Source organism: Bacteroides intestinalis DSM 17393 (assembly GCF_000172175.1).
GTDB lineage: Bacteria > Bacteroidota > Bacteroidia > Bacteroidales > Bacteroidaceae > Bacteroides > Bacteroides intestinalis.
Map to the genome: position 1 here is coordinate 214015 of NZ_ABJL02000008.1, position 20861 is coordinate 234875.

24 protein-coding genes and 1 tRNA gene are annotated in these 20861 nt (G+C 39.5%); 16 read left to right on the plus strand and 9 right to left on the minus strand.

Going from position 1 to position 20861, the window contains the following annotated elements:
• Nucleotides 1-28: 28 nt before the first annotated feature.
• Entirely contained in the window at nucleotides 29-784 is a 756-nt protein-coding gene (locus tag BACINT_RS10295; RefSeq protein ID WP_007218411.1) for a tetratricopeptide repeat protein, read from the minus strand.
• 480 nt (nucleotides 785-1264) lie between these two features.
• On the opposite strand from BACINT_RS10295, the gene BACINT_RS10300 reads away from it, so the two are divergent.
• The 10 genes from BACINT_RS10300 to BACINT_RS10345 all read left to right on the plus strand — a co-directional run bounded on the left by BACINT_RS10300 (nucleotide 1265) and on the right by BACINT_RS10345 (nucleotide 8894).
• Nucleotides 1265-2656, plus strand: a complete 1392-nt coding sequence (locus BACINT_RS10300; protein WP_002560329.1) for a site-specific integrase — start codon at nucleotides 1265-1267, stop codon at nucleotides 2654-2656.
• Between the two features lie 42 nt (nucleotides 2657-2698).
• Nucleotides 2699-3643, plus strand: a complete 945-nt coding sequence (locus tag BACINT_RS10305) for a hypothetical protein (RefSeq protein WP_002560330.1) — start codon at nucleotides 2699-2701, stop codon at nucleotides 3641-3643.
• Nucleotides 3644-3817: 174 nt separating this feature from the next.
• Nucleotides 3818-4111, plus strand: a complete 294-nt coding sequence (locus BACINT_RS10310; RefSeq protein WP_002560331.1) for a helix-turn-helix domain-containing protein — start codon at nucleotides 3818-3820, stop codon at nucleotides 4109-4111.
• 15 nt (nucleotides 4112-4126) lie between these two features.
• Nucleotides 4127-4393 carry a hypothetical protein gene (locus BACINT_RS10315; RefSeq protein WP_007662797.1) on the plus strand — a complete coding sequence of 89 codons (267 nt, stop codon included), beginning with the start codon at nucleotides 4127-4129 and terminating at the stop codon, nucleotides 4391-4393.
• A complete protein-coding gene (locus BACINT_RS10320) occupies nucleotides 4386-5420 on the plus strand; it encodes an AAA family ATPase (protein ID WP_007662798.1) in 1035 nt (344 codons plus the stop codon). The genes BACINT_RS10315 and BACINT_RS10320 overlap by 8 nt, the downstream gene beginning before the upstream one ends.
• Before the next feature lie 165 nt (nucleotides 5421-5585).
• A complete protein-coding gene (locus BACINT_RS10325) occupies nucleotides 5586-6635 on the plus strand; it encodes a DUF6371 domain-containing protein (protein ID WP_002560334.1) in 1050 nt (349 codons plus the stop codon).
• Complete coding sequence (locus tag BACINT_RS10330; protein WP_007662800.1) at nucleotides 6632-7858, plus strand: DEAD/DEAH box helicase; 1227 nt, start codon at nucleotides 6632-6634, stop codon at nucleotides 7856-7858. The genes BACINT_RS10325 and BACINT_RS10330 overlap by 4 nt, the downstream gene beginning before the upstream one ends.
• 2 nt (nucleotides 7859-7860) lie before the next feature.
• Nucleotides 7861-8103: a VRR-NUC domain-containing protein gene (locus BACINT_RS10335; protein ID WP_002560336.1), complete on the plus strand. Its 243-nt coding sequence runs from the start codon at nucleotides 7861-7863 to the stop codon at nucleotides 8101-8103.
• A gap of 81 nt (nucleotides 8104-8184) precedes the next feature.
• Nucleotides 8185-8484, plus strand: coding sequence for a hypothetical protein (locus BACINT_RS10340; RefSeq protein ID WP_002560337.1), 300 nt, complete (start codon nucleotides 8185-8187; stop codon nucleotides 8482-8484).
• Nucleotides 8481-8894, plus strand: coding sequence for a hypothetical protein (locus tag BACINT_RS10345; RefSeq protein ID WP_007662804.1), 414 nt, complete (start codon nucleotides 8481-8483; stop codon nucleotides 8892-8894). The genes BACINT_RS10340 and BACINT_RS10345 overlap by 4 nt, the downstream gene beginning before the upstream one ends.
• Before the next feature lie 272 nt (nucleotides 8895-9166).
• Here the strand turns inward: BACINT_RS10345 and BACINT_RS10350 are convergent, their stop codons facing one another.
• From BACINT_RS10350 to BACINT_RS10365, 4 genes are read right to left on the minus strand one after another with little or no spacing between them, the layout of a single operon-like run.
• Nucleotides 9167-9991, minus strand: coding sequence for a hypothetical protein (locus tag BACINT_RS10350; RefSeq protein WP_007662806.1), 825 nt, complete (start codon nucleotides 9989-9991; stop codon nucleotides 9167-9169).
• Nucleotides 9992-9993: 2 nt separating this feature from the next.
• On the minus strand, nucleotides 9994-10728 hold the full coding sequence (locus tag BACINT_RS10355) for a hypothetical protein (protein WP_007662808.1): 735 nt from the start codon (nucleotides 10726-10728) through the stop codon (nucleotides 9994-9996).
• Between the two features lie 35 nt (nucleotides 10729-10763).
• Complete coding sequence (gene fic, locus BACINT_RS10360) at nucleotides 10764-11315, minus strand: protein adenylyltransferase Fic (protein ID WP_007662810.1); 552 nt, start codon at nucleotides 11313-11315, stop codon at nucleotides 10764-10766.
• A 2-nt stretch (nucleotides 11316-11317) separates the two neighbouring features.
• Nucleotides 11318-11575, minus strand: coding sequence for a helix-turn-helix domain-containing protein (locus BACINT_RS10365; RefSeq protein WP_002560340.1), 258 nt, complete (start codon nucleotides 11573-11575; stop codon nucleotides 11318-11320).
• A gap of 173 nt (nucleotides 11576-11748) precedes the next feature.
• Here BACINT_RS10365 and BACINT_RS10370 point away from each other — a divergent pair, with 173 nt between their 5' ends.
• The 6 genes from BACINT_RS10370 to BACINT_RS10395 all read left to right on the plus strand — a co-directional run bounded on the left by BACINT_RS10370 (nucleotide 11749) and on the right by BACINT_RS10395 (nucleotide 13609).
• Nucleotides 11749-11913, plus strand: a complete 165-nt coding sequence (locus BACINT_RS10370; protein ID WP_002560341.1) for a hypothetical protein — start codon at nucleotides 11749-11751, stop codon at nucleotides 11911-11913.
• A gap of 14 nt (nucleotides 11914-11927) precedes the next feature.
• Nucleotides 11928-12257 carry an SH3 beta-barrel fold-containing protein gene (locus tag BACINT_RS10375; protein ID WP_002560342.1) on the plus strand — a complete coding sequence of 110 codons (330 nt, stop codon included), beginning with the start codon at nucleotides 11928-11930 and terminating at the stop codon, nucleotides 12255-12257.
• Between the two features lie 52 nt (nucleotides 12258-12309).
• Nucleotides 12310-12597: a hypothetical protein gene (locus BACINT_RS10380; RefSeq protein ID WP_007662813.1), complete on the plus strand. Its 288-nt coding sequence runs from the start codon at nucleotides 12310-12312 to the stop codon at nucleotides 12595-12597.
• A 204-nt stretch (nucleotides 12598-12801) separates the two neighbouring features.
• On the plus strand, nucleotides 12802-12939 hold the full coding sequence (locus BACINT_RS24355; protein ID WP_002560346.1) for a hypothetical protein: 138 nt from the start codon (nucleotides 12802-12804) through the stop codon (nucleotides 12937-12939).
• Nucleotides 12932-13147, plus strand: a complete 216-nt coding sequence (locus BACINT_RS10390; RefSeq protein ID WP_002560347.1) for a hypothetical protein — start codon at nucleotides 12932-12934, stop codon at nucleotides 13145-13147. Before BACINT_RS24355 ends, BACINT_RS10390 begins: the two co-directional genes overlap by 8 nt.
• Before the next feature lie 63 nt (nucleotides 13148-13210).
• Nucleotides 13211-13609: a hypothetical protein gene (locus tag BACINT_RS10395; RefSeq protein WP_002560348.1), complete on the plus strand. Its 399-nt coding sequence runs from the start codon at nucleotides 13211-13213 to the stop codon at nucleotides 13607-13609.
• Between the two features lie 442 nt (nucleotides 13610-14051).
• Here BACINT_RS10395 and BACINT_RS10400 read toward each other — a convergent pair.
• The 4 genes from BACINT_RS10400 to BACINT_RS10415 form a co-directional block, all read right to left on the minus strand.
• Nucleotides 14052-14125, minus strand: a tRNA-Arg gene (locus tag BACINT_RS10400).
• Between the two features lie 100 nt (nucleotides 14126-14225).
• Nucleotides 14226-15680 carry an AbgT family transporter gene (locus BACINT_RS10405; protein ID WP_085930035.1) on the minus strand — a complete coding sequence of 485 codons (1455 nt, stop codon included), beginning with the start codon at nucleotides 15678-15680 and terminating at the stop codon, nucleotides 14226-14228.
• Nucleotides 15673-16401 (minus strand): DUF5932 domain-containing protein, encoded by a 729-nt coding sequence (locus BACINT_RS10410; RefSeq protein ID WP_007214038.1) that lies wholly within the window; start codon nucleotides 16399-16401, stop codon nucleotides 15673-15675. Before BACINT_RS10410 ends, BACINT_RS10405 begins: the two co-directional genes overlap by 8 nt.
• A gap of 11 nt (nucleotides 16402-16412) precedes the next feature.
• Entirely contained in the window at nucleotides 16413-20759 is a 4347-nt protein-coding gene (locus BACINT_RS10415; RefSeq protein WP_007662821.1) for a DUF5113 domain-containing protein, read from the minus strand.
• Between the last annotated feature and the right edge of the window lie 102 nt (nucleotides 20760-20861).

Below are 20861 nucleotides of genomic sequence, written 5' to 3' on the forward strand. Positions count from 1 at the left end.
CGGCTTTTTTATTCTTCTTTCCGATAGATTATTTCAATTGCGCTTCAATTTGCGGCAATAGTTTCTTAATATTATCTATCATACTTTTTTCACGAGGTTTGTCTGCCGAGAGTAAAGGGAGTGCGCGTTCCAGATACGTTTTAGCATTCTGGAAGTTTTTGTCAGCGATTTCTTTCTGTGCATCGTACTTAGCTTTATCTGAATTAGCCAATGGTGCTGCATTCTTCAGAACTAAAGCTGCCTTATTATAAGAAAGTGTCCCCAAGCTGTACAATGCGTTGGTATTCTTTTCATCGTCAGCAAGTACTTGTTTGAAAGCTTCTTCAGCATCATCCAGTTTATTAGCCTTTTGTGCTTTAATACCGGCATTCAGATAATAATTAGCATGAAGTCTTTTCAATGTCTTGTTTTCCGGAGCTGCTTCTATACCCTCTTTCAGAGTGGCAAGATACTCACTGTCTTTTTTCAAATCCTTCAATGCACCGGCTTTACCTACATATGCATTTCCCAGATTATATTTCTTTTGAATAGCAATATCAAAATACTTGAGAGCTTCTTCCGGTTTTTTGATTTTATCGGCACAAACGCCGCAGTTGTAAGCGATAACAGAGTCCTGATTGTTTGTCTGTGTCAGGTAGGTACTGAATTTTGTAAATGCTTCCTGGTAATTTTTGGCTTCGAGTGCTGCCTTTCCTTCGTTAATTAGATTTCCAGGTTCTGTAGTTTGCGCAAAAAAGTTAGTTGCTGCACAACACAGCGCAATGGATAACAAAAATTTTTTCATGTGCTTTAAATTTTAAAAGTTGATATTCCAAAATTAGTGTTCATAGCTATAGAAGCAAAACCATTTTAACTTTTTTGTAGTTTTTAGGACAGCTGTAACAAATGTTATTTTACGTAAATTTCAAGGGGAACTATCTAGAGACAAACAGCATGAGAAAAACAAATTGTGCACATAATCAAAATAGATTATATTCAGAATGAAAATAAATCATACAGAAAAATCCCCGTATTCTACAGAATTACCCTAATTAATGAAATAGGAAAGTCGCAAATGCTTATTTATTAGCGATTTGCGACTTTTCTTCTGTGATTCCGTTGCGATTCGATTTTTGAAATATGAAAAAATAATATTATAACTAATACAACTGATAATCAGCATAAAATAATAAATTAGTGTTGCATATCATTTTATTTAGTTGTGCAATATTGCAGATATGTTGTGCAATATTAGTATATTTGCACAACCGATAATTGCAAATATATGACCACTGTAAAAGCCTTTATTAGAACTGGAAAAAAAGACAAAGAAGTAAACGTAAGATTCCGTTTGTCCGATGGGCGCAATGTACAATTGTTCCATAAATCCGAAATAATGGTATTACCAAATATTTGGGACGCAAAGAACGAACAATACAAAGCAAAAAGTGTCATTAAATTAGAGGAAAGAACTCAATTCAATGCTTCCATCAATGAAAGAAAGAATCTTGTCCTGTCACTATATGGGGGAAATAAAGAATTAACAAGTGAGAAGTTAGAGGAACTAATTGATAAACATCTCCATCCAGAAAAGTATAATATCACGCACGAAAAAGAATCACTATGCGAAATGTTCCAGCGTTATGTTAATGGTTGGTTAGATACTGGCGTTATAGGTGCTGGCAGAAAGAAGCACTATGATGTAATTATCCGGGAACTAACACGATTCTTTATCATTAATGGCATTGATGGTTGTTCAGTGGAAGATTTTAATAAAGATACTATTCTTAAATTTCGTGAGTTCCTGCGCACTGAATATAAATTAGTGGATAAATATCCGGGGTTATATGTGGACATGAACAGCAGAAATAGACCATCAAAAGAGAGAAGTCAAAATACAATAGCTGAAAAACTCCTATTACTTCAAGCATTCATGGTAGAGCTTGAGAGTAATGATATTATCCCTGTGTCTCCATTTCGCAAAATTGGAAAGGAGAAAGAGGCCATAATGAAGCAGCAATACGATGAACCGATTTTCCTGACTAAAGCAGAATTTAATGCAGTCTTGACTAAAGATTGTCCGGAATCATTGCAACGAGTAAAAGACTTATTTATAGTGCAATGCTGTTTCGGATGTCGTGTTGGAGACTTTAGACGGTTTACTTTTGATAATATTGGCATTGAAGAAGGAATACCTTACATTCATTACTTACCTCAAAAAACACACAAGGATGGACTTATACGTACTGAGATAAAAACTCCTATTATTCGCATTGCTTATGATATTATTATGAAATATAAAGGTGAACTGTCAAACAGTGCTTTGTTACCCTATTACCCTGATGGCAATGGTGAGACTGGGTACAATTATCAGATAAAAAAACTACTTGAATACTGTGAGATAAGCCGGAAAGTAGCAATGTTCAGTACGGCATTGGGAACTAACGAATATAAATCTATCTATGAAGTCGCAAGCAGCAAACTCGCTCGCAAAACTCATGTTGATTTGATGAACAAGGTGCAAGTTAATAAATATGCTGCTGGGCTTCATGCTAAAAATAGCGGTGCAGTGGATAGATATACCAATATGGGAATCAAAGAACGCTTTATACTTATGTGTGCAGCATTTGGATGTGAAGAATATAAAGTTAATCCAGAACTGACCATAGAGAGATAGATGATGATATTAAAAAGAAACTTGTAAATATGATAGAATGATATGGAAGCCTTAAATATATTTTTCAAAGAAGTTAATAAAATAACAAATGAATATTCGCAAAAAGAAAAATGCGAAATGCCATCTGTATTTAATCAAGCAAAAGAGAATAAAGATTTTATTGAATTAACAGAAAAGATAAAAGCAGGAAGTGAAATTCAAATAAGCGACATAGAACGATTCGCTGAGAAATTAGTAATTCCAGATAGTATTGCTAAAGCATTTGAAGCGATTAGTCCACAAGACCTATTTTCTATATTTATGTTACCAGATGTTGGCTTTGAATTAGAGAATGAATGTATTTCTTTGCTTCGTAATAAATTATTCTCTTTATCTCCAATAGATCGTGATATTTATGCGGGAATATTTGCACGAGAATTTGATTCAAAACTGTATTGCGAATTTGACGTAATTGATTACATCTATGAGAAAGGTTATATAACATATCCATTAGAGCACAGTATAACAGCATATATGGATGCTGTTCTTGAAACATTTGCAGAGTTTAATATAAACCTTGTAGAGTATTTGAAAAAAGACAGTGATTTTGAACAAGAATTTGGAGATTATAATGATTTTCGTGCTAAGAAATACGCAGAGAAGTCAACTCCAGAGAAAAAGGAAACACCCGAAGATGCTTCAGAAGCAACGAAAAAAGATAGGGAGCAGGAAGATATTACTACCTACCTTAACCTTGACAGCAATCAAAAGAAAAAATGGCTCTATCAGGGTATGCAGTGCGACACAGTAAAAGAGCTCGCAAAGTTCATTGCTCAAAGTTATACAGAAAAAATATTATGCAAGATTCCGAGTAAAAAAGGCGGTGGTCTCTGGAATTTGGCTAAGGCTGCATTTCAGATTGAAGATACAGCTACTAATAGGAAAACTATAGAGAATGAATTTAATTTGGCATATAAGCCCCCACTAATACCCAACAAATTCAAATAAAAACAATATCATTCATACATCCATATTGTCCATATTATCCATATTCAGTTCGTGGATAATATGGATTTTTCATTTCGTTGTATTGCTAATTTAACCTACATAACTTTGCTATCGTCAAACAACCAATAGCAGTAGCTACCTATCGGGGAAAGGCGAATCATAAGAGCAAAAGTTATGAGTTTACAAGAAATTATCCAAAGCGGTGTGAATGTATCGATAACGATTGGTACAAATGACCTAATGCAATTCGCAAATCATCTAATTCGTTCCACCAAAGAAGAATTAGAAAGCACTATTCTTGCCAAGAAGAACGAAACGTATGTAACTCCAGATGAAGCGAGCAAGCAGTTGCATGTGGATCGTTCGACCTTATGGAGATGGAGTAAAACCGGATATCTGATTCCGGTAGAGGTCGGAGGTAAAAGACTATACAAACAGTCGGATATTGATATTATCCTTAACAAATAAGAAAGGAGTTGCCCTATGAAAAATCAACAGAACAACTCCAAATATCTTGGGCACGATTATACAGACAAAAGTACTGATTCCGCACGACTTATCCAATCAGTACGCAAACTTTTCTTATCCGGTGGCAAGTTTACCGCCCGACAGTTGAATGAACTTGTAGGTTTCAATGATGCACGCAAGACTATTTCCCGGCTTCGTAATGATGAAGGCTGGAAGATAGAGGATTGTCGATTATCGAACGGATGTAAGCTCTATTGGCTGAAAGGAGGTTGCAATGAGTGAGGCTATAAAGCAGATTGTCGGTGAGTTTGAGAAGCCGATTGCCGACATTCCTTCTGATGTTATGGATGCAATCAAAAACAGTCGTCTGGACTTGTCTTTAAACATTCCTAACCCTCAGATGCTTGTGTCAAAAGGAGACTTGCCTGTATGCACACGAGGAAACTTTTCGTTTGTCATTGGTCTGCCTGGTGCAAGGAAAAGTTTTCTCTGTTCTGGTATCGCCGGCGCATTCCTGAATGAAGATGGATGTATGGGACTGGATAATCCTAACGGGACCGGCAAATTACTTTGGATTGATACAGAACAAGCGCCGGGACATGTTGCGAAGATTGGCAGGAGGCTTCATCGCATCGCTGGATTTCCAATCAATATCAACTCGGAGAATATTATCATCCACATGTTAAGAGAATTTCAGCCACCTATGCGGCATAAGATTTTTGATGCGTGCATGAATCTATATCATCCGGATTTCATTGTCCTTGATGGAGTGAGCGACCTCATAGCCGACCCGAATAGCTCCGAGCAATCCACATCGGTAATAAACGACCTGATGGCACTCACCAAGAAATATGATTGCCATATACTAACAGTCATACATGCTAATGTCGGAAGTGAGAAAGCCCGGGGCCATCTTGGGGCGGAAGCCTTGCGAAAATGTGAGACTGCCATCTTTGCCGAAGCAGATGGAGATATAACCGTATGCAAATGGGCTAAAACAAGAGATATGCGGCCGGATGAGTTTGCGTTTGCTGTTGTGGAGGGTTTGCCAACGGCGACAACATACACAGGTAAACAGTCAAAAGTGGATAAGCTGAAACAGATTATCGCCGATTCAATGCCAAAGCTTCCGAATACGGTTTCTTATTCAGACCTGTGTGCTAAGATTATGGAGATAGCAAATATCAAGATTGATGCCGCCAAGAAAAAGGTCTCTGTTGCTACTGAGAAGAAGTTAATTATCAAAAACGAAGTAGGTATGTACCATCTTCCAACCATTGATGATAGACCTTCAGATTTACCTTTTTAGGTGGTGTAATGTACGCAGGTGTACGGGGCTATCTATATATATAGCCCCATACACTTACACCAAATACACCATATATACACTGAATTTACACCTAATATACACCTGTTTTATAGTGTATTTTACACTTGACAAAAAAACAGGTGAAATACACCTACTTTTTGATATATGAATGAACCTAAATATCACCTCCAAAAATACACCGGAATGAACTCCCGGCACACCTGCCCGCAGTGTGGACACAAAAAGGAGTTCACCCTTTACGTTGATGAAAGAAATGTTCCTATTGATGAATCATGCGGCCGTTGTAATCGGGAGCGTTGCGGTTATCATTTGACACCTGCGGAATATTTCAAGGCACATCCAACCAATGACCGGACGGACTTTACAGGATGGAAGCAGCCGGAACCGACTAAAGTTATCCCCGTATCTTATCTTCCTTCCTCGTTATTGATTACTGACACTCACCGGGCCAGCAATAACCTGTTCCGTTTCATGGCTAAAGAATTTGGAAATGATGAGGCAAACCGTGTCTTTGGTGCTTATCACGTAGGTACATCCCGGCACTGGAGAAATAACGATGGGTTGGCAACGACCTTTCCTCAGATTGACGATAAAGGTCGGCTATGCCAATTGAAAGTAATGGCGTATCATCCCGCCACTGGTAAGCGGATGAAGAAGCAGGACCAGGCGGAGTTATGGAGCGACAAAGCTCAAAAGTATATGCCCGACACTCGACCGATGGATAAAATTTGGTTTGCAGGCAAAACGCTTCTCAAAAACTATGAAGCCAACCTGCAGCAAACTTTCTTCGGTTGCCACTTGGTTAAAGAAGCTTCTCGTGTGGGAATTGTAGAGAGCGAGAAGTCAGCTCTTATATGCTCTATTTTGATGCCTGAAATTACTTGGATAGCAACAGGAGGCTGCAATGGTTGCAAATGGACGGAATCAGTCATTTTTCAGTCGTTGGCCGGAAAAAGGGTAGTTTTATACCCCGATGCCGGAATGTTCGCAAAATGGGAAGAAAAAGCGGCAATACTACGAAATGGCGGTGTAGATGCGACAGTCAGTCGGGCGTGTGAAGGTTTGCCGCACAACTGGGATGTCGCCGATGTACTTCTCAGAGAACGCCACGCAAAAAGAGGAATGACCGTTGGCGAAGTTCTTGCTTATGCCACCGAGATAGGAGTTATTAACCAAATCCATGTAAACGTATGATTCAATTAAGAAAATACCAAAACAATATAGCCATACAAGCCGCCTATAAACTGGTGGCATTCGGCTGCTGTTACCTGTCTATGGAATGCAGGACCGGAAAAACCATTACCGCACTATCTGCTGCCGACAACTTCGATGCGCAAAGTGTACTGTTTATTACCAAGCTGAAAGCTATCCCATCCATCAAAGCGGATTATGAGGCGTTGAAACCTGTAAACTTCCAACTGGACGTTATCAATTACGAGAGTGCGCACAAGGCAAAAGGAAAGTATGACCTTGTGATTATTGACGAAGCCCACTCACTGGGCGCATATCCCAAGCCAAGCAAGCGCACGCATGAGATAAAGACCATTTGCGAAGGGTTGCCCGTCCTGTATTTGTCCGGCACACCATCACCGGAAAGTTACAGCCAATTATATCACCAATTCTGGGTATGTTCATCCTCTCCGTGGAAGGAATACAAGACTTTCTACAAGTGGGCAAAGGTCTATGTAAACGTAAAGCAGAAGAAGGTGAACGGTTATTTCATCAACGACTACAGCCATGCGGACAAAGCGAAGATAGACAGGGACACAAAAGACTTGTTCATCAGTTACTCACAGGAACAAGCTGGATTTGAGGTGAACATAAACGAGCATATACTATCAGTACCAATGAATGAGCGGACCGGGCGATACATAAAATCCATGCGTGATAACCTGATGGTAGAAATAGATGGTAATGCCATTTTGGGCGACACTCCGGCTAAATTACTCACCAAGCTGCATCAGTTATCATCCGGTACGGTAATTGCTGAAAATGGGCTTCATTTGACATTTGACAAAAGTAAGGCTGAATTTGTCCGTAAGCAGTTCGCAGGGAAGAAGGTTGCACTATTCTATGTGTACCAATCGGAAGCGGAGTTATTGCAGTCTGTTTTCCAGAACTGGACGGATAGCCCAGAAGTGTTTCAATTATCAACGGATAAGGTTTTTATCTCACAGGTTCGCCGGGCACGTGAAGGAGTTCGACTTGATACGGCTGATGCTTTGATATTCTTCAATCTGGAGTTCAGTTTCCTGTCATACGAGCAGGGACGAAATAGGCTTGTATCGAAAGAACGTACTGCACCTGCAGATGTTTATTTCCTCTGCTCTGATTGTGGTATTGAAAGCAAGATATTGGATGCGGTACACGGAAAGCAGGACTTTACCCTTTCATGGTTCAATAAGAAAGCGAGATAGCCATGGCAGAACTGGAAAGTAAAATACAGGCTCGTATCATAAAGCGGCTGGAAGCGCAAGGCTATTACGTAGTGAAGCTGATTCTCACGAATAAAAACGGGATTCCCGATTTATTGGTACTGAAGGATGGTAAAGCCTTTTTTGTAGAAGTGAAGCGGCCAGGTGAAAAACCTCGACCATTACAAGAATACCGAATGAATGAGTTAAAAGAGTTAGGTTTTATATGTGAAGTGTGGAAAGAATAGATTTAAGCCACTTTTTCTTGTGAGGTGATAAGATGTTCGTCTTTGCGGAGAAAGTGGCTAATACAAAAACAAGAAAAGAATATGGATAGATTACAAACAATTAAGTACCCACCATTAAAGGGTAAATTTAAAAAGTACGGTGATACCTTTGAACTGGTAGCCAAAAACGAAAGTAACCGGATGTATTGTTACCGAAGAACCGCACCGGAAGGTATTGTGTATTTTGAAGTGTTCCGGTCAAATCTGGGAAAAGATGAAAATGGGCAGACTTATGAATACTATCCAAAATCCTCACAGTTTGGTATATCTGCATGGTGCATTTGTGATGGCGAACATGCACAGAAGAAAGTCCAGAAGTATATGCAAAAGAAGTACGAATGATAACAGTCCGGGTAGGTCTGCTTCGGATGATCTACCCGGCAATATGGAAACATATGAGACCAACAGAAGTAATACAAGACGGAATCCGGATTACTCAGGAGAAACCCGATAATATTGTTATTGAAATGAACGGTTCTTTTATCACTTTGACGGAAGAGAATACAGAACTACTTCGGGTTATGCTCTATGAGGCTTACCGTTCCAAACGGTGGAAACGCAGCCGTGCGGAGAAATCAGCAAAGAATAAGGCTCTTTGGGCACTCGCTAAAGCACAAGGTAAGAAGAAACCGGATGTCCAGACAGAGAAAGCCTATAAACGGATGAAAGAGCAAGCAGCAGAAGAAATTTCTAATATTGAGATTATTATACCTGATTTTCAGGAGATGGGAATATCTGATTTTCTGAAATAATGAGTATATTTGATGTGTAATTTTAAAAACTTAGCTGAGTCAGAAAAAGAAATCAAACAACCCAGAGGGTACAGGTCAAAAGACCGACCTTTGAACAAGCCAGAAACAACTCATTCGGTCAAATGCTGAAAGGCATGGAAAAAGGTAAAATGGTACCTCGTGGAAGTGCTAACCGGTATGCACGCAACATCTCCGGCGATAAGTCTAAAGGTCTTGCTTCGGGATGATGAGAAATGCCCCTACTCCGTGGATTGTGAGGTAGGGGCTCTATATTAATTCTTGAAAGGCAGGGAGGGATTGCAAATATTATACTCAAGATTGGATACAAGTTCTTTTATATTATCTGAAAGATGTTCTATATCTTTTCTACTTACAATCAAAGAATCACCATTAGTTTTTTTTCCATTACGATGTACGATATCATGTCTCAATTTAATTGCTTTCTTGATTTTTTTGCAGGAAGGAAATCTAATTTTAAATGTTGCGTTATAGATTTGAGAAACGGTATTGAGATTATGATATATGATATTCTCCATAAGATGTTTTCTTACCTTTTTAACATCGTGTTCATCAAAATTATGCGCCCCATTATGGAATAAGAAAAAATTAGCTAATAGATTTTCATCCTTGTCGATAGATAACAATAATCTCTCAAACAAGTAGGCTTCCAGAATGGAAATCAAAGAAGCGTATATCTGCCTGTATAGAATATATTTTGATTTCTTCTCTTTTTTCAGTGAAAGACCCAATAATTGTATCGCTTCTTCTATTGATGTAATACAATCATTATAAGGACTTTTTTTCTTAACAATATATTCATATTGTTCTTCGTCATAATCTTCATCGTATAGGTCGGAAATATCCAACCAAAAACAATCGTTAGAATCTAATCCTTCGATTTTATCTAAAATTTCTCTCGGAGCATCCTCTTTAAAGCTTAAGTAGTAACCATAGACAGCTCCGTCACTGCCTGTATTTTCTTTAATTTGAGGTTCTATTTCTTCAACTTCATCGCATGTTATTCCTAAACGTTCAGCTAAAGTTTCATAGAACGCCTCTTGTTGATTATCGTATAATTGTTCTTTTGCTATTCCCATAATCACTTACTTTTAATATTTTTACTTTGCCGTAATACAAACTCTTTTACTTCTGGATATAAGTCTAACAGTTTCTTATCCATTTTATCTATAAATTCATATACTTCAAGAAAATAGCTCAGGGCATTTTTATTTGCAAATTTTTCCTGAGCTAATAGATAAAGAAATGGAACTTTGGATATATCTGTTGTTTCTTCTTTTACTTCTGTTGGATTCTTCAAACTTCCTGAGTACATAACCGCAGAAGCATCTTTAAACAACTTTGTATAAGAGGCATGAGAAAAAGAATTTCTGTATATATTCTTCAACTCTATTAACTTTTTAGCTTCATCTTTGGTGATTAACCCTTTTCTCTTGCAATTATTAATATTAGGCTCAATATCCTTATCATCATAGGTTTCGACCTCATTTTTAAATGTTTCATCTATCCGTTTAGAATCGTCAAATTGACGGCCTTGTGAATCCCATATTATCAAGGTTTGTTTCAAGCTATTTTCAAAAAGATGATTTGTCAAAGTGATAGCTGCCTGTGTATTACCTATGATTAAACAATTACATATTTCTGATATTATAGATTTAAGTCCATTCAATACATTCAATTTCCCATATTTGATAAATATGAGCGACCTTGTGTAATCATTGGTTACAATCCTATTTCTTAATTCTTCCAAGTATTCAGCTACTTTCGCATCTGAAAAACCTTTGACGGAGTATTTGAGATTGAAATTTCTATCCATCTTTTATCTAAAATAAGAGTAAGGTGATAAATATATTATTCAGGTTCATAACCTTCATAATAGTAAGATTGTGTAATACCCTTGAATATTACTTCCCGGTCATTTATCTGGTCGGTAAGTGCCTGATTCAACAAAGTACGCAGTTCTAAATCATTGATAGGGCTTCGCTCCATCGCTTGCAAATACAGGTGCTTGTCTACATTGCGCCAGTCAACAACCTTTGCCAGATTCTTCTTTAATATCATATCCAACCAAATGCGCATAGTTCTACCGTTTCCTTCCATAAAAGGATGCGCTATGTTCATTTCGACGTACTTCGCTACTATTTCATCGAATGTTGTTTCGGGCATCTTTTCTATTACTGGCAGCATAACATCAAGATACATACAATTAGCAAACCGGAAATTCCCTTTTGATATATTCAAAGTACGTATCTTTCCGGCAAAGATATACAGTCCGTCAAACAGATATCGGTGTATATCACATAGTCCCTTTATTGTTCCTACTTCGATACTGTCTATATCTCCCGTCTCAAACAAGGCATGAGCTTTGACAAGGCTTAGTTTATCTATTTCGTTTGTATTCATACTCACTCAGCTTTCAATGTTATTGACTTACCACAATGAGGACAGGTAAGAGAAGCAGCATTAGACTTTCCTACTATCTCACCTTTTGATATTAGTAACTCCCATATCTCAACCTCTAAAGCATCAGCAATCTTTTCTAAAGTAGTGTACGATGGCTTACCTGCTATAATTTGAGCAAGTCCTACGGTGGTCATACCTAATTTTTCAGCAAATTCTTTTTGAGTATAACCCTTTTCTTTGATTACTTCTTTTATTCTCATAAGTATATTCTTTAATATTTATAGTGCAAATATAAGTGAATAGTTTGTTTATTATAGTATTTACTTTAATAACAGATGTTAAATATAAGCATTTTCTTTATTATTCACGATAATTATTAAAGCATTTACTTTATATTTGCATCATCAAAGTTAAACAATAAGATATAAGCCTTATGACAAAAGAAGATTTAAACCAGATGTGCAGAGAATACCAACAGGTATTATCAATGAGTGAAGAAGAAATATTCGCCATGTACGAAGAAAGCAAATCAGAGTGCATCGCTTCTTTTGAGGCTGAAATCGACTTTTGGGAAAATTATTTCGGGTATAAATACTAATAAATTATACGATTATGGCAACGAATTTCAAAAATCAAATGAGAGAGTTAATGAAGCAGGCTTGGATGCTTGTTAAAGTGTACGGCTTTTCAATGGCTGATGCAATGAAGCAAGCTTGGCAGGTGCTGAAACTGAAAGCAGCTTTGAAGAAAGGTGTAGTAAAATTCTTCTATCAAAAGCTTAACGGTGAAATCCGTTGTACTTGGGGTACTTTGAAAGAGGACCTGATACCCGAAACAAAGGGCACAGAGCGTAAAAAGAATGATAGCCTTATAACTTACTACGATAATGAGAAAGCAGCTTTCAGAAGCTTTAAAATAGCGAATTTAATCAAAGTAGGATAATTAACCCGGTGGGGTGTCTATCAAACGGACACCCCACCACAAAGATATAACTATGTATTTTCCATTAGAGATTAACGAACAGTTGGCAAGTGCCATGAGAGCAGCAGCCGAATTTAAAGTAGAAGTAGAGAAGATTATCGAGTGCGTATGTGTTGATGAAAATGGCGAAACCGTAGATGACAAGAACGACTACGAGAAAATGAGTGATACCATTTGTGAAATGATGGTGCGTATAGGGCACACAATGGGCAATATGATTACAGAAATAGCCCTCGATGAAGTGAGAAAACTAAACCCCAACAACAACCGCCTAAACCTTGAAAGCCATGTTTCTGAATGAGAGAGCGCAAGAACTTATTAAAGAATTGAGGGGTAACAGTAACGGTGGGGTAAACACTTACAAAGCCTCAATATGTGACGCAATGTCTATTATCATGTTCATGTATCAAATGCACGCTTCGGAAAGAGAGAAAGAGATGTTAGCGGATGCCATTGATACTCTATCAAACTATAACGATTTGATAACCGCATTATCAAAAGAGAAATGAAACTCTATATTATCATGCTGGTAGTAGGTATTATCCTGCTACTGGCAACTAACAGCGAATATTGTTTGAGTAATATAACCGGGCTGGCGATGGCTTATACCGCTTGCCACAAATTGAATATGTTTTATGAGTAAGGAAATCAAAGTCAGCAATACGGCTGAACTATGGATAAGAGAACGACAAGATAAAGATGTAAGATTGGCAACGCTTGCCGATATTAATAGAATCATGTGTCAAATAGTGAGAGACCAATCTGATGATTTAATCAATGATAATGTAGCCTTTGATATGCTTCTTACACTGACTAATCTTGCCATGTTTATAGAATCATTAGGAGAATAATTAGTGCCCGGCGTACATTATGCCGGGCTAAATTCATATATTTACGAACTAATACACACGATTATGAAGAATGAAGAAACTCTTTACCTGCCTATCAAACAGGTTTATTTTGATGAGATTATTGCCGGCACGAAGAAAGCCGAGTATCGAGAAGTGAAAGAAGGTATCACCGCCAACCGATATTTGCTGAAAGATGAAAACGGCAAGTATGTACTTAATCCCGAAGTTACAGAACCGGGTAAAGAATATTTCATCGACGACTACAACAACGGCAACTTCCCGTTCATACCAAAGAAATATAAGTACCTGGCACTGGCAGTCGGTTACGCAAAAGAACGTGATACTGCGACAGTCGAAGTTACCGGATATTCTTTTGAACCTCATTTAATCCGCTGCAATCTTTATGCGTTCTGGACGATAGTGTATCATTTGGGTGAAGTCATAGAGGTGCATCGAAAATGATTTCTCTGCGCTTATTCTGCGTTAAAGCAATTAAATCAAGTGTCATACGTGCGTGTGCATAGGCGTAATTAAGTGAATTATCTGATGTGTTCACATGCGCATGTACACGCATGTGCGCAAATGGTCGAGAATGTTACATTTTACACAGTCCATACACGCACGTGCGCAAAGAGAACTAAAGAATCTGAACCATTAAAAACGTGCGTGCGTGGAACTGGAGAAACGAGCGAAAAACGAGCAAAACAATTGATTTTCACCAATGGCCATTTTTGACCTATGGCTTTCATCAACAGGAATACCATCCTACAGAAACCAGATAGTATAAATGTACTATTAAGAATCCCTAACAGACATGGGCAATACAAGTTGTGCAAATGTTGTGCAAATTAGAAATAAGAAAACCGCAATCGTTTGATAGATAAACGTTTGCGGTTTTATCTTGTGATTCCGTTGCGATTCGAACGCAAGACCCACGCCTTAGAAGGGCGTTGCTCTATCCAGCTGAGCTACGGAACCATCCTTAATTGCGGTGCAAAGGTACGCTTTTCTGTGAAATTTGCAAAGATTTTACGCAGAAAATATTTTGTAAATAGCTGCTTTTATATCCGATTAGATGTTATAATCCTAATGGTAAACCAGTTACATACCATAAAATAAATAACAAAGTCCAGGCTAATAATATATAGAGAGAGTATCTCCAAGTATATTTCAGTAATGAACCATAGGTCGCTTGCTTATCATATTGCTGCATGTAAGTAAGGATAAGAGGCATGTAGAACATGAAAGGAGTGATGGCATTGGTGGCACTGTCACCAATACGAAAGGCGCATTGCACCATATCCGGAGAAATCCCCATATTGGCAAAGAACGGAACAAAGATGAAGGACATGAAAGTCCACTTGGCAGTGGCAGAAACCATAATAAGGTTCACAAGTGCTGTAAAGAGAATAAATAGAATGAGTATCCATAAACTCCCAAGATGGATGGACGAAAGCATGTCCGCTCCCATAATGGCTATACATTTATCCAAATGAGAATACTCGAAACACGCAAACATCTGAGCAGCAAAGAAAGTGATAACAAAGTAAACACCCAACAATTTCATAGGTTGAGTAAGCCCCTCAATCACATCTCCATCTGTACGATAACGACCGGAAGCAAAGCCATAAACCATCCCCATAAGCCCGATACCAAAAGAAAGCAGAAACAGAATGCCCTCTATAAAAGGAGAACGGATCAGACCACCATTCACACTACGCAAAATACCCCATGAAGAGAAAGTAGCCCAAAGAATCACGGTTGTATAAATCACCCCGATAGATACTGCACCTATCATAGCACGACGTTCTTTATGGGATAATTGCTTATAACCATTGAAACGAATATGACCGGCATATTCTCCCAAAGCCGGAAGAAGATTACGGCGGGTTACCTGATAAATAATAAAAGCCAGCAAAAAAGTAGATGCAAACAAGAAATAGTAATTGCATAAAGGCCCTGTATTTCCAGGTGATACATTTGCCATGTCCGCAGCTTCCTGGGTAGTGGCAGCAAGCATAGGATCCAAAGTACTCAGCATCAGGTTAGCGCTATACCCACACGAAACAGAAACGTATGCCGTAATAATACCTGCAACCGGATGCAGCCCGACCGAATGGAATAAAGTTGCTGCAATCGGTAAAAGAATTATATATCCGGCATCACCTACTATATTGGAAAGCAATCCCAAGAAAATAACCAGTATCACCATGCGCCATAGATTATGCTTACGACGTGCCCCACCGCGGATACAAGCATCTATAAAACCTGAATGTTGTGCCACCCCGATACCAAACATAGCCACAATTACCAAGCCCAGCGGAGCAAACCCCGTGAAATTAGTAACCACATGCCGCAACAGCCAACGAACACCTTCCGGACTAAGCAAACTTTGTACCCGTATCTCCTCCCCTGTTTGCGGTTGAAACACGCTCAGGCCGTAAATGTCAAATATCCATGATAGGACAATGACAGCCAGCGTCAACAAGAGAAACATTGTTGCCGGATGCGGTAGACGCCATTTGTTATTCATCATCTGCTTCCAGATTATCTATATCAAGAATACGGAGTTCCAAAGCACGCACAACCAGACGGGTTGCATTCACTCCTACCCGCTCTCCTTGTGGAAACAGACGGTTTACCAAATCATTCTGACGCTTTTCCAGAGATTTAACTCCAAAAGGCATGCCTTTCAGGTTAGCAATCATATCTTTGGTATACCCCAATGCCAGATGGCGTAGGAAACGTTCGTCATACTCATCAATATCATAACTGATAACCGCTTCCTGACGTTTAGCATCATTCGCAACAGATTGCTTGAAACGGTCTACAATTTTTTCCAGAATAGGATAATTAAAAACCAGCTTCTTTCCATCCATTACTGCCTGTACATCTGTTTTCGTAAGCAGCTCACCTGTTTTCAAAATAATACCGTCAGCACCCGCATTCAGAACATCCACCCAAAGCTTTTCATTCAGAATTTCTCCGGTAAATATGAGTACGTGTACTCCCGGATAGCGCTTAAAGATATTCCGGCAGATATCCACACCAATAGTAGTAGAACCACCCAACCCTAAATCCAGCAATACCAAATCAGGAACTCCGGCCTCTATCAATGTCCAGAATTCACTTTCGGTCATGGCCGTACCGATAACTTCCGCGTTGGGTATTTCATGGCGGAAGATTTCTTCCGTTCCTTTCAGTTCAAGCTTGACGTCTTCTACAATAATTACTTTGAATTTCTTGTCTTCCATATTATTTAATTTTATTTTCTTCTCGGTATCGTAAAATAAACTGTAAATCCGCCATTCTCAGCCGGTTCAGCATTGATGCGACAGCCACGTTTTCCAGCAAACTCGTCATGGTCACGAATAATCTGCTTGCAGACGAGATACTCCGTACCTCGCAACTCTCCTTTTTCTCCTGTTGCCATCATACGTTCCAAGTTTGGATAGAAAAGTTGATTTAATTCCTCACGGGTTTTCGTCCTTCGCATATCAGTGAAAAGGAAACGAATATATTCTCCGTCTACTGCTGCCGCCAAATGTATTTCTCCATCCAGAGGAACAGACAAGGCTTCGTCTATCAGATTCTCCAATAAGAAGCGGAGTTGGATAAAATCTCCGACCACTCTTTCATCAATAGCTCTTGTAGAGAAAGATACAGCAACCCCTTTTCCCTTATTTGCTTTACGGAAATACTTTTCTGCCAGAGCAAACAACTCCGGTACGGAAATTATCCCGCGACGGAACGTAACTTCTTCCAACTGTCGCGATGCGCACGAACTCAATATGGTAAATATACCTTTATAATATTCTATCAATTCGCTGATAGCTGAAACCGTCTCTTTTTCTTCCGTTTCTGAGAGAATACCTGAACGGAGTTTACCAATGAGTTGCTTGATCTTATTCGGATAATAAATTGTCTCGTGCTTGATGGTGGAAAGACAATTATCAAGCACCATATTCTGCACATGCAACATACCGTCCTCCCATGACGCCCGGTGTGCTTCTTCATGCGCAGCTTCGATGTCGCGGTATTTTGTTGCCAGTTTCACAACTGCATTGAAGACCACAATCGCTATATACCGCGCAATCAATTCCAGCAATAGATGAGCTGTCTCTTGATCAACATTCTCTTGCCGTTCTAGATATAACACACCCACACAGCGCGAATCACCCGCAGCATCCACCACCAAAGGCAAAGCTTCAAATCCCGGTGCGGACAGTTGAGTATGCTGTTCAAAACAGCGTTGAACTACTTCCTTCCAAAGTTCATCTTCTGCCGCAGATGATCCATTATCTCCCGTAGAGGACAACTCTTTTTCTATAGAATTTGACGCATATTCCAGTTGATGTGTCGTTTCATTATAAACGGCGATTCCCAACCGATCAATACTTAGCAACTCATTTACGGCATCAAAGCCTTCGTCAACGATACGTTGAGGAATAGCTTTCAGGGTATCTTCTTCCCGTTGCAATGCCTCTTCTGTTTCGGGAACTTGTATCAGGGAGGCAGCAAAGATCTGTCTATTGATTTCCAAAACCTGTTCCAGATTCCAACGGTTTACAAGACGTTTGCGAATATACAGGATGTAATATCCCAAGAGCAACATAGCTATAAGTCCGATAAACAGGATAACCCCCACCATCTTATTATTGGTGGAACGTTCCAACTGACGGCAATATTCCTCCAAAGACTGATCTTCACCCAGCAATTTGTACAAAGTCGTATAAGCGGCATTATTATAACTGTATGCATCCCATTGTTTCAACGCAAGAAAAGCGACAGCCGCCTCATTCCGGATATCCAGAATGACATGAAAGTCCGAATTGAAAAGATCATTCCACCAGGATAACTCACCCGGCTCCCCTTCTCCTCTCAATGACATATAGCGCTGCGGCTCCTGGGCATACCTCTTATAATGCGCATTCAGGCAAGACATGGCAGAATCTACATATTCCAAAGCCTGTTCAAAATTTCCTTCCACATTACTATAATAGGCATCATTGGCATAGTCGGACGCCTCATTCAACAGAGCTTCAAACTCATTTTCCGCAGCTAATGACAAAGAATCCTGAGCCGTTTGCGCATAGATTTCATCCGGTTGCATCACCGCTTCCTCTACTGCTTTATTGCATGAACTCATGCCTATAGAAAAGAATATGCACAGAAATACCATCAAAGTTTTACGCACTCCTGTAGGCAAACGGAAATAAAAACGACTGCCCTTCCCTAAAGTACTTTCTACATTGAACAAACAGACTCTGAATACTTCGTTCGTCTTCCGGTATTTCTCAATGATACCTTTACAATTCATCAGGCCGAAGCCGCTCCCTTTGTTTTTCAGTAGTTCTTCCCGGTCGGCAGCATCCAGTACGCCTATTTCCTGCGAATTATACAATTTCTCACCGACAATACGCGTCACATCTTCTTCTGAAAGGCCATAACCGGTATCTTCTACTGAGATTTCCACATATTCTTCTGTCGGATTTGCATAGACTTTTACCTTGCCTCCCTTTGGAGTATATTTACGGGCATTTTCTGCAAGCGTGTTTATCATGAACAACGTCAATGCCTTGTCAGCTTTCACACAGGTATCCGTTGGCGTCACTTCCAGTTGTTGCTGTTTCATTTCGAAGGCACGGCCTCCTTTCCGTATCAGATCGAAAAGCTCGTTCAACCCGAATGTTTCTATATTTAAGCTCAGGCTACCCTGTTTCATTTTAATCCATAAAGCAAGGATATCATTGTATTCATTGATGGTTGTCACCAATTCGTCCATATATTGATACTTCTCAGCTTTGATGTGTTCGTCATGGATAAAACCCTTTTCCGTCAGTTTATGTACTTCATTAATAATACGGTCTATGTACGGATGAATACCATTCACAATGGCCATACACGCTTTCTTTATAAGATTCTGACGTTTATTCCCGGCTATATGCTGTTCGTACACGTACCGTTCTTTCTCCAACCGGCGACGTTCGTCACCCAGCGAGATGGAAGTCATACCGTTGTCAAGCGCCCATGTAATATAAGGAGCAATCACATGTAGTATTGCCTTCTCATCCTTTGTAAGACGTTTGGGTAATACCAACTGCCCATCTTCTATCCGGATGTCTTTTACACTGAAAAGTTCCTCTATATCTGTCTGCACAGCAGAAAGAATGGCATCTACAATCTCTTCTTCCGTCTGCGCGTCCGTGGGAATAGAAGCAGTTATTTTCTGACAAATGTCCAACATCTGCCTCAAACGGTGCAAATGGACATGATTACGTTCTTTAGACCGCTTATTGAATATCCAAAAGAATATAACCACCAGTATAAAACCGACAATCACGAAGAAGAGTAAAATATTGAGTTGCCGGGCTTCACTTTCCAAAGCCTGATAGCGGCTTTCTAACTCCTTATCCTGACGGGTATCTTCCAGAATATCCAGATAAATATTGCGATTATAATCGGAGTGTTGCTTCATTTCCAGTCCGGCATACGTAACACTCAGTTGTTCGCGAATACGTGAAATCCATTCTGGAACGGTTCGTAACTTACGCTCTATCCATGCTTTTTCTGAAGAAATGGTATCCCGCATATCATAGGTTTTCAACCAATCCAGGCTATCATGGCAATCATAAAAACGGCGATGATGGCTGTTCACACATTCTAAGGCAAGCGTCAGAGTGTCCAATGCTTCGGCATAGTTATCATGCGCATTCAGATATTTCCCAATAGAGACATAGGCACCGGCAATCTGATACACATCATTATATTGCTTGAATTTCTTCAAAGCCAATTGTCCTAAATGCATAGGCAACAGGGAATCCACAGGTACACCAAACTGTTTCAATGCATGAGACCGCCTGCCTTGGAAGAAATCATAATTATCGGGAGACGCCATCAGGTTAGCAAGCCCCTGCACTCCATTACCTTCAAAATACAAGTATCCTCCACGGGATGCCAATTTCCACGTTGTATACAGCTCGTCGAATTCACGTAAACGACGTTCGTCTGCAGTTTCGCCCTCACAAAGCGCCGCTGATCCTTTTATATAATGATAATACAATAACTGGTTCATGTCTGCCGCAAGTTCTTCTTGCGGATAGATTTCATTGATGGAAGCCACCGCTTCCGGACGTTGTTGCAGATAGTAGTAATAGACAGCGGAAACAATATAAAATTCGGAGTATGCATAGTTCAATCTCAACCGTTCGTGCTTATCTACGAAGAGCTTGTTATCTTCATCTATACGTTTCATGCGGCGGAGAGCACTGTTCCGATAGTCATAAAATTCTTTATTCATGGCTGTCCGCTGATAGATTTTCATCAGTCCGATATCGGCAACCAGCTGTTCCAGTTCATTTTTTGTCAGACTATACACATCTTTATGAAATTTCTCCGCTTTCTCAAAATCCATGCGCATAAAAGCGCAAAAGCCCAGATTATTGGATGCTTCCGCTTTCCCCTGACTATACAGATTCACTTTTCCATAAGCTTGTGTGGCAGCATGACAAGAAGAGTCTAGGTCTTTATAACGATAAGAATAAGCCACTTGGTTGAGCGAATCGATAAGATGTACTTCCTTGGTGGGAGCAGTACCCACACAAGAAATCATTACTATGCAAAAACACAGTAAGCCCACCAATCGTATATGAGGAAACCGTTTCACTTAGCAAAGCTACAAATAAATCCGGGAAAGAAAAAAGATTTTTCTACA

What these genes read in the sequence shown, in the direction of transcription:
- BACINT_RS10390 (WP_002560347.1), top strand. Translation starts at nt 12,932, where the DNA reads ATGAGTAAGGAAATCAAAGTCAGCAATACGGCTGAACTATGGATAAGA.
- BACINT_RS10315 (WP_007662797.1), top strand. Translation starts at nt 4,127, where the DNA reads ATGAAAAATCAACAGAACAACTCCAAATATCTTGGGCACGATTATACA.
- BACINT_RS24355 (WP_002560346.1), top strand. Translation starts at nt 12,802, where the DNA reads ATGAAACTCTATATTATCATGCTGGTAGTAGGTATTATCCTGCTACTG.
- BACINT_RS10330 (WP_007662800.1), top strand. Translation starts at nt 6,632, where the DNA reads ATGATTCAATTAAGAAAATACCAAAACAATATAGCCATACAAGCCGCC.
- BACINT_RS10340 (WP_002560337.1), top strand. Translation starts at nt 8,185, where the DNA reads ATGGATAGATTACAAACAATTAAGTACCCACCATTAAAGGGTAAATTT.
- BACINT_RS10375 (WP_002560342.1), top strand. Translation starts at nt 11,928, where the DNA reads ATGGCAACGAATTTCAAAAATCAAATGAGAGAGTTAATGAAGCAGGCT.
- BACINT_RS10355 (WP_007662808.1), bottom strand. Translation starts at nt 10,728, where the DNA reads ATGGATAGAAATTTCAATCTCAAATACTCCGTCAAAGGTTTTTCAGAT.
- BACINT_RS10410 (WP_007214038.1), bottom strand. Translation starts at nt 16,401, where the DNA reads ATGGAAGACAAGAAATTCAAAGTAATTATTGTAGAAGACGTCAAGCTT.
- BACINT_RS10370 (WP_002560341.1), top strand. Translation starts at nt 11,749, where the DNA reads ATGACAAAAGAAGATTTAAACCAGATGTGCAGAGAATACCAACAGGTA.
- BACINT_RS10335 (WP_002560336.1), top strand. Translation starts at nt 7,861, where the DNA reads ATGGCAGAACTGGAAAGTAAAATACAGGCTCGTATCATAAAGCGGCTG.
- BACINT_RS10295 (WP_007218411.1), bottom strand. Translation starts at nt 784, where the DNA reads ATGAAAAAATTTTTGTTATCCATTGCGCTGTGTTGTGCAGCAACTAAC.
- BACINT_RS10300 (WP_002560329.1), top strand. Translation starts at nt 1,265, where the DNA reads ATGACCACTGTAAAAGCCTTTATTAGAACTGGAAAAAAAGACAAAGAA.
- BACINT_RS10305 (WP_002560330.1), top strand. Translation starts at nt 2,699, where the DNA reads ATGGAAGCCTTAAATATATTTTTCAAAGAAGTTAATAAAATAACAAAT.
- BACINT_RS10310 (WP_002560331.1), top strand. Translation starts at nt 3,818, where the DNA reads ATGAGTTTACAAGAAATTATCCAAAGCGGTGTGAATGTATCGATAACG.
- fic (WP_007662810.1), bottom strand. Translation starts at nt 11,315, where the DNA reads ATGAATACAAACGAAATAGATAAACTAAGCCTTGTCAAAGCTCATGCC.
- BACINT_RS10405 (WP_085930035.1), bottom strand. Translation starts at nt 15,680, where the DNA reads ATGAATAACAAATGGCGTCTACCGCATCCGGCAACAATGTTTCTCTTG.
- BACINT_RS10380 (WP_007662813.1), top strand. Translation starts at nt 12,310, where the DNA reads ATGTATTTTCCATTAGAGATTAACGAACAGTTGGCAAGTGCCATGAGA.
- BACINT_RS10345 (WP_007662804.1), top strand. Translation starts at nt 8,481, where the DNA reads ATGATAACAGTCCGGGTAGGTCTGCTTCGGATGATCTACCCGGCAATA.
- BACINT_RS10415 (WP_007662821.1), bottom strand. Translation starts at nt 20,759, where the DNA reads ATGATTTCTTGTGTGGGTACTGCTCCCACCAAGGAAGTACATCTTATC.
- BACINT_RS10365 (WP_002560340.1), bottom strand. Translation starts at nt 11,575, where the DNA reads ATGAGAATAAAAGAAGTAATCAAAGAAAAGGGTTATACTCAAAAAGAA.
- BACINT_RS10395 (WP_002560348.1), top strand. Translation starts at nt 13,211, where the DNA reads ATGAAGAATGAAGAAACTCTTTACCTGCCTATCAAACAGGTTTATTTT.
- BACINT_RS10350 (WP_007662806.1), bottom strand. Translation starts at nt 9,991, where the DNA reads ATGGGAATAGCAAAAGAACAATTATACGATAATCAACAAGAGGCGTTC.
- BACINT_RS10320 (WP_007662798.1), top strand. Translation starts at nt 4,386, where the DNA reads ATGAGTGAGGCTATAAAGCAGATTGTCGGTGAGTTTGAGAAGCCGATT.
- BACINT_RS10325 (WP_002560334.1), top strand. Translation starts at nt 5,586, where the DNA reads ATGAATGAACCTAAATATCACCTCCAAAAATACACCGGAATGAACTCC.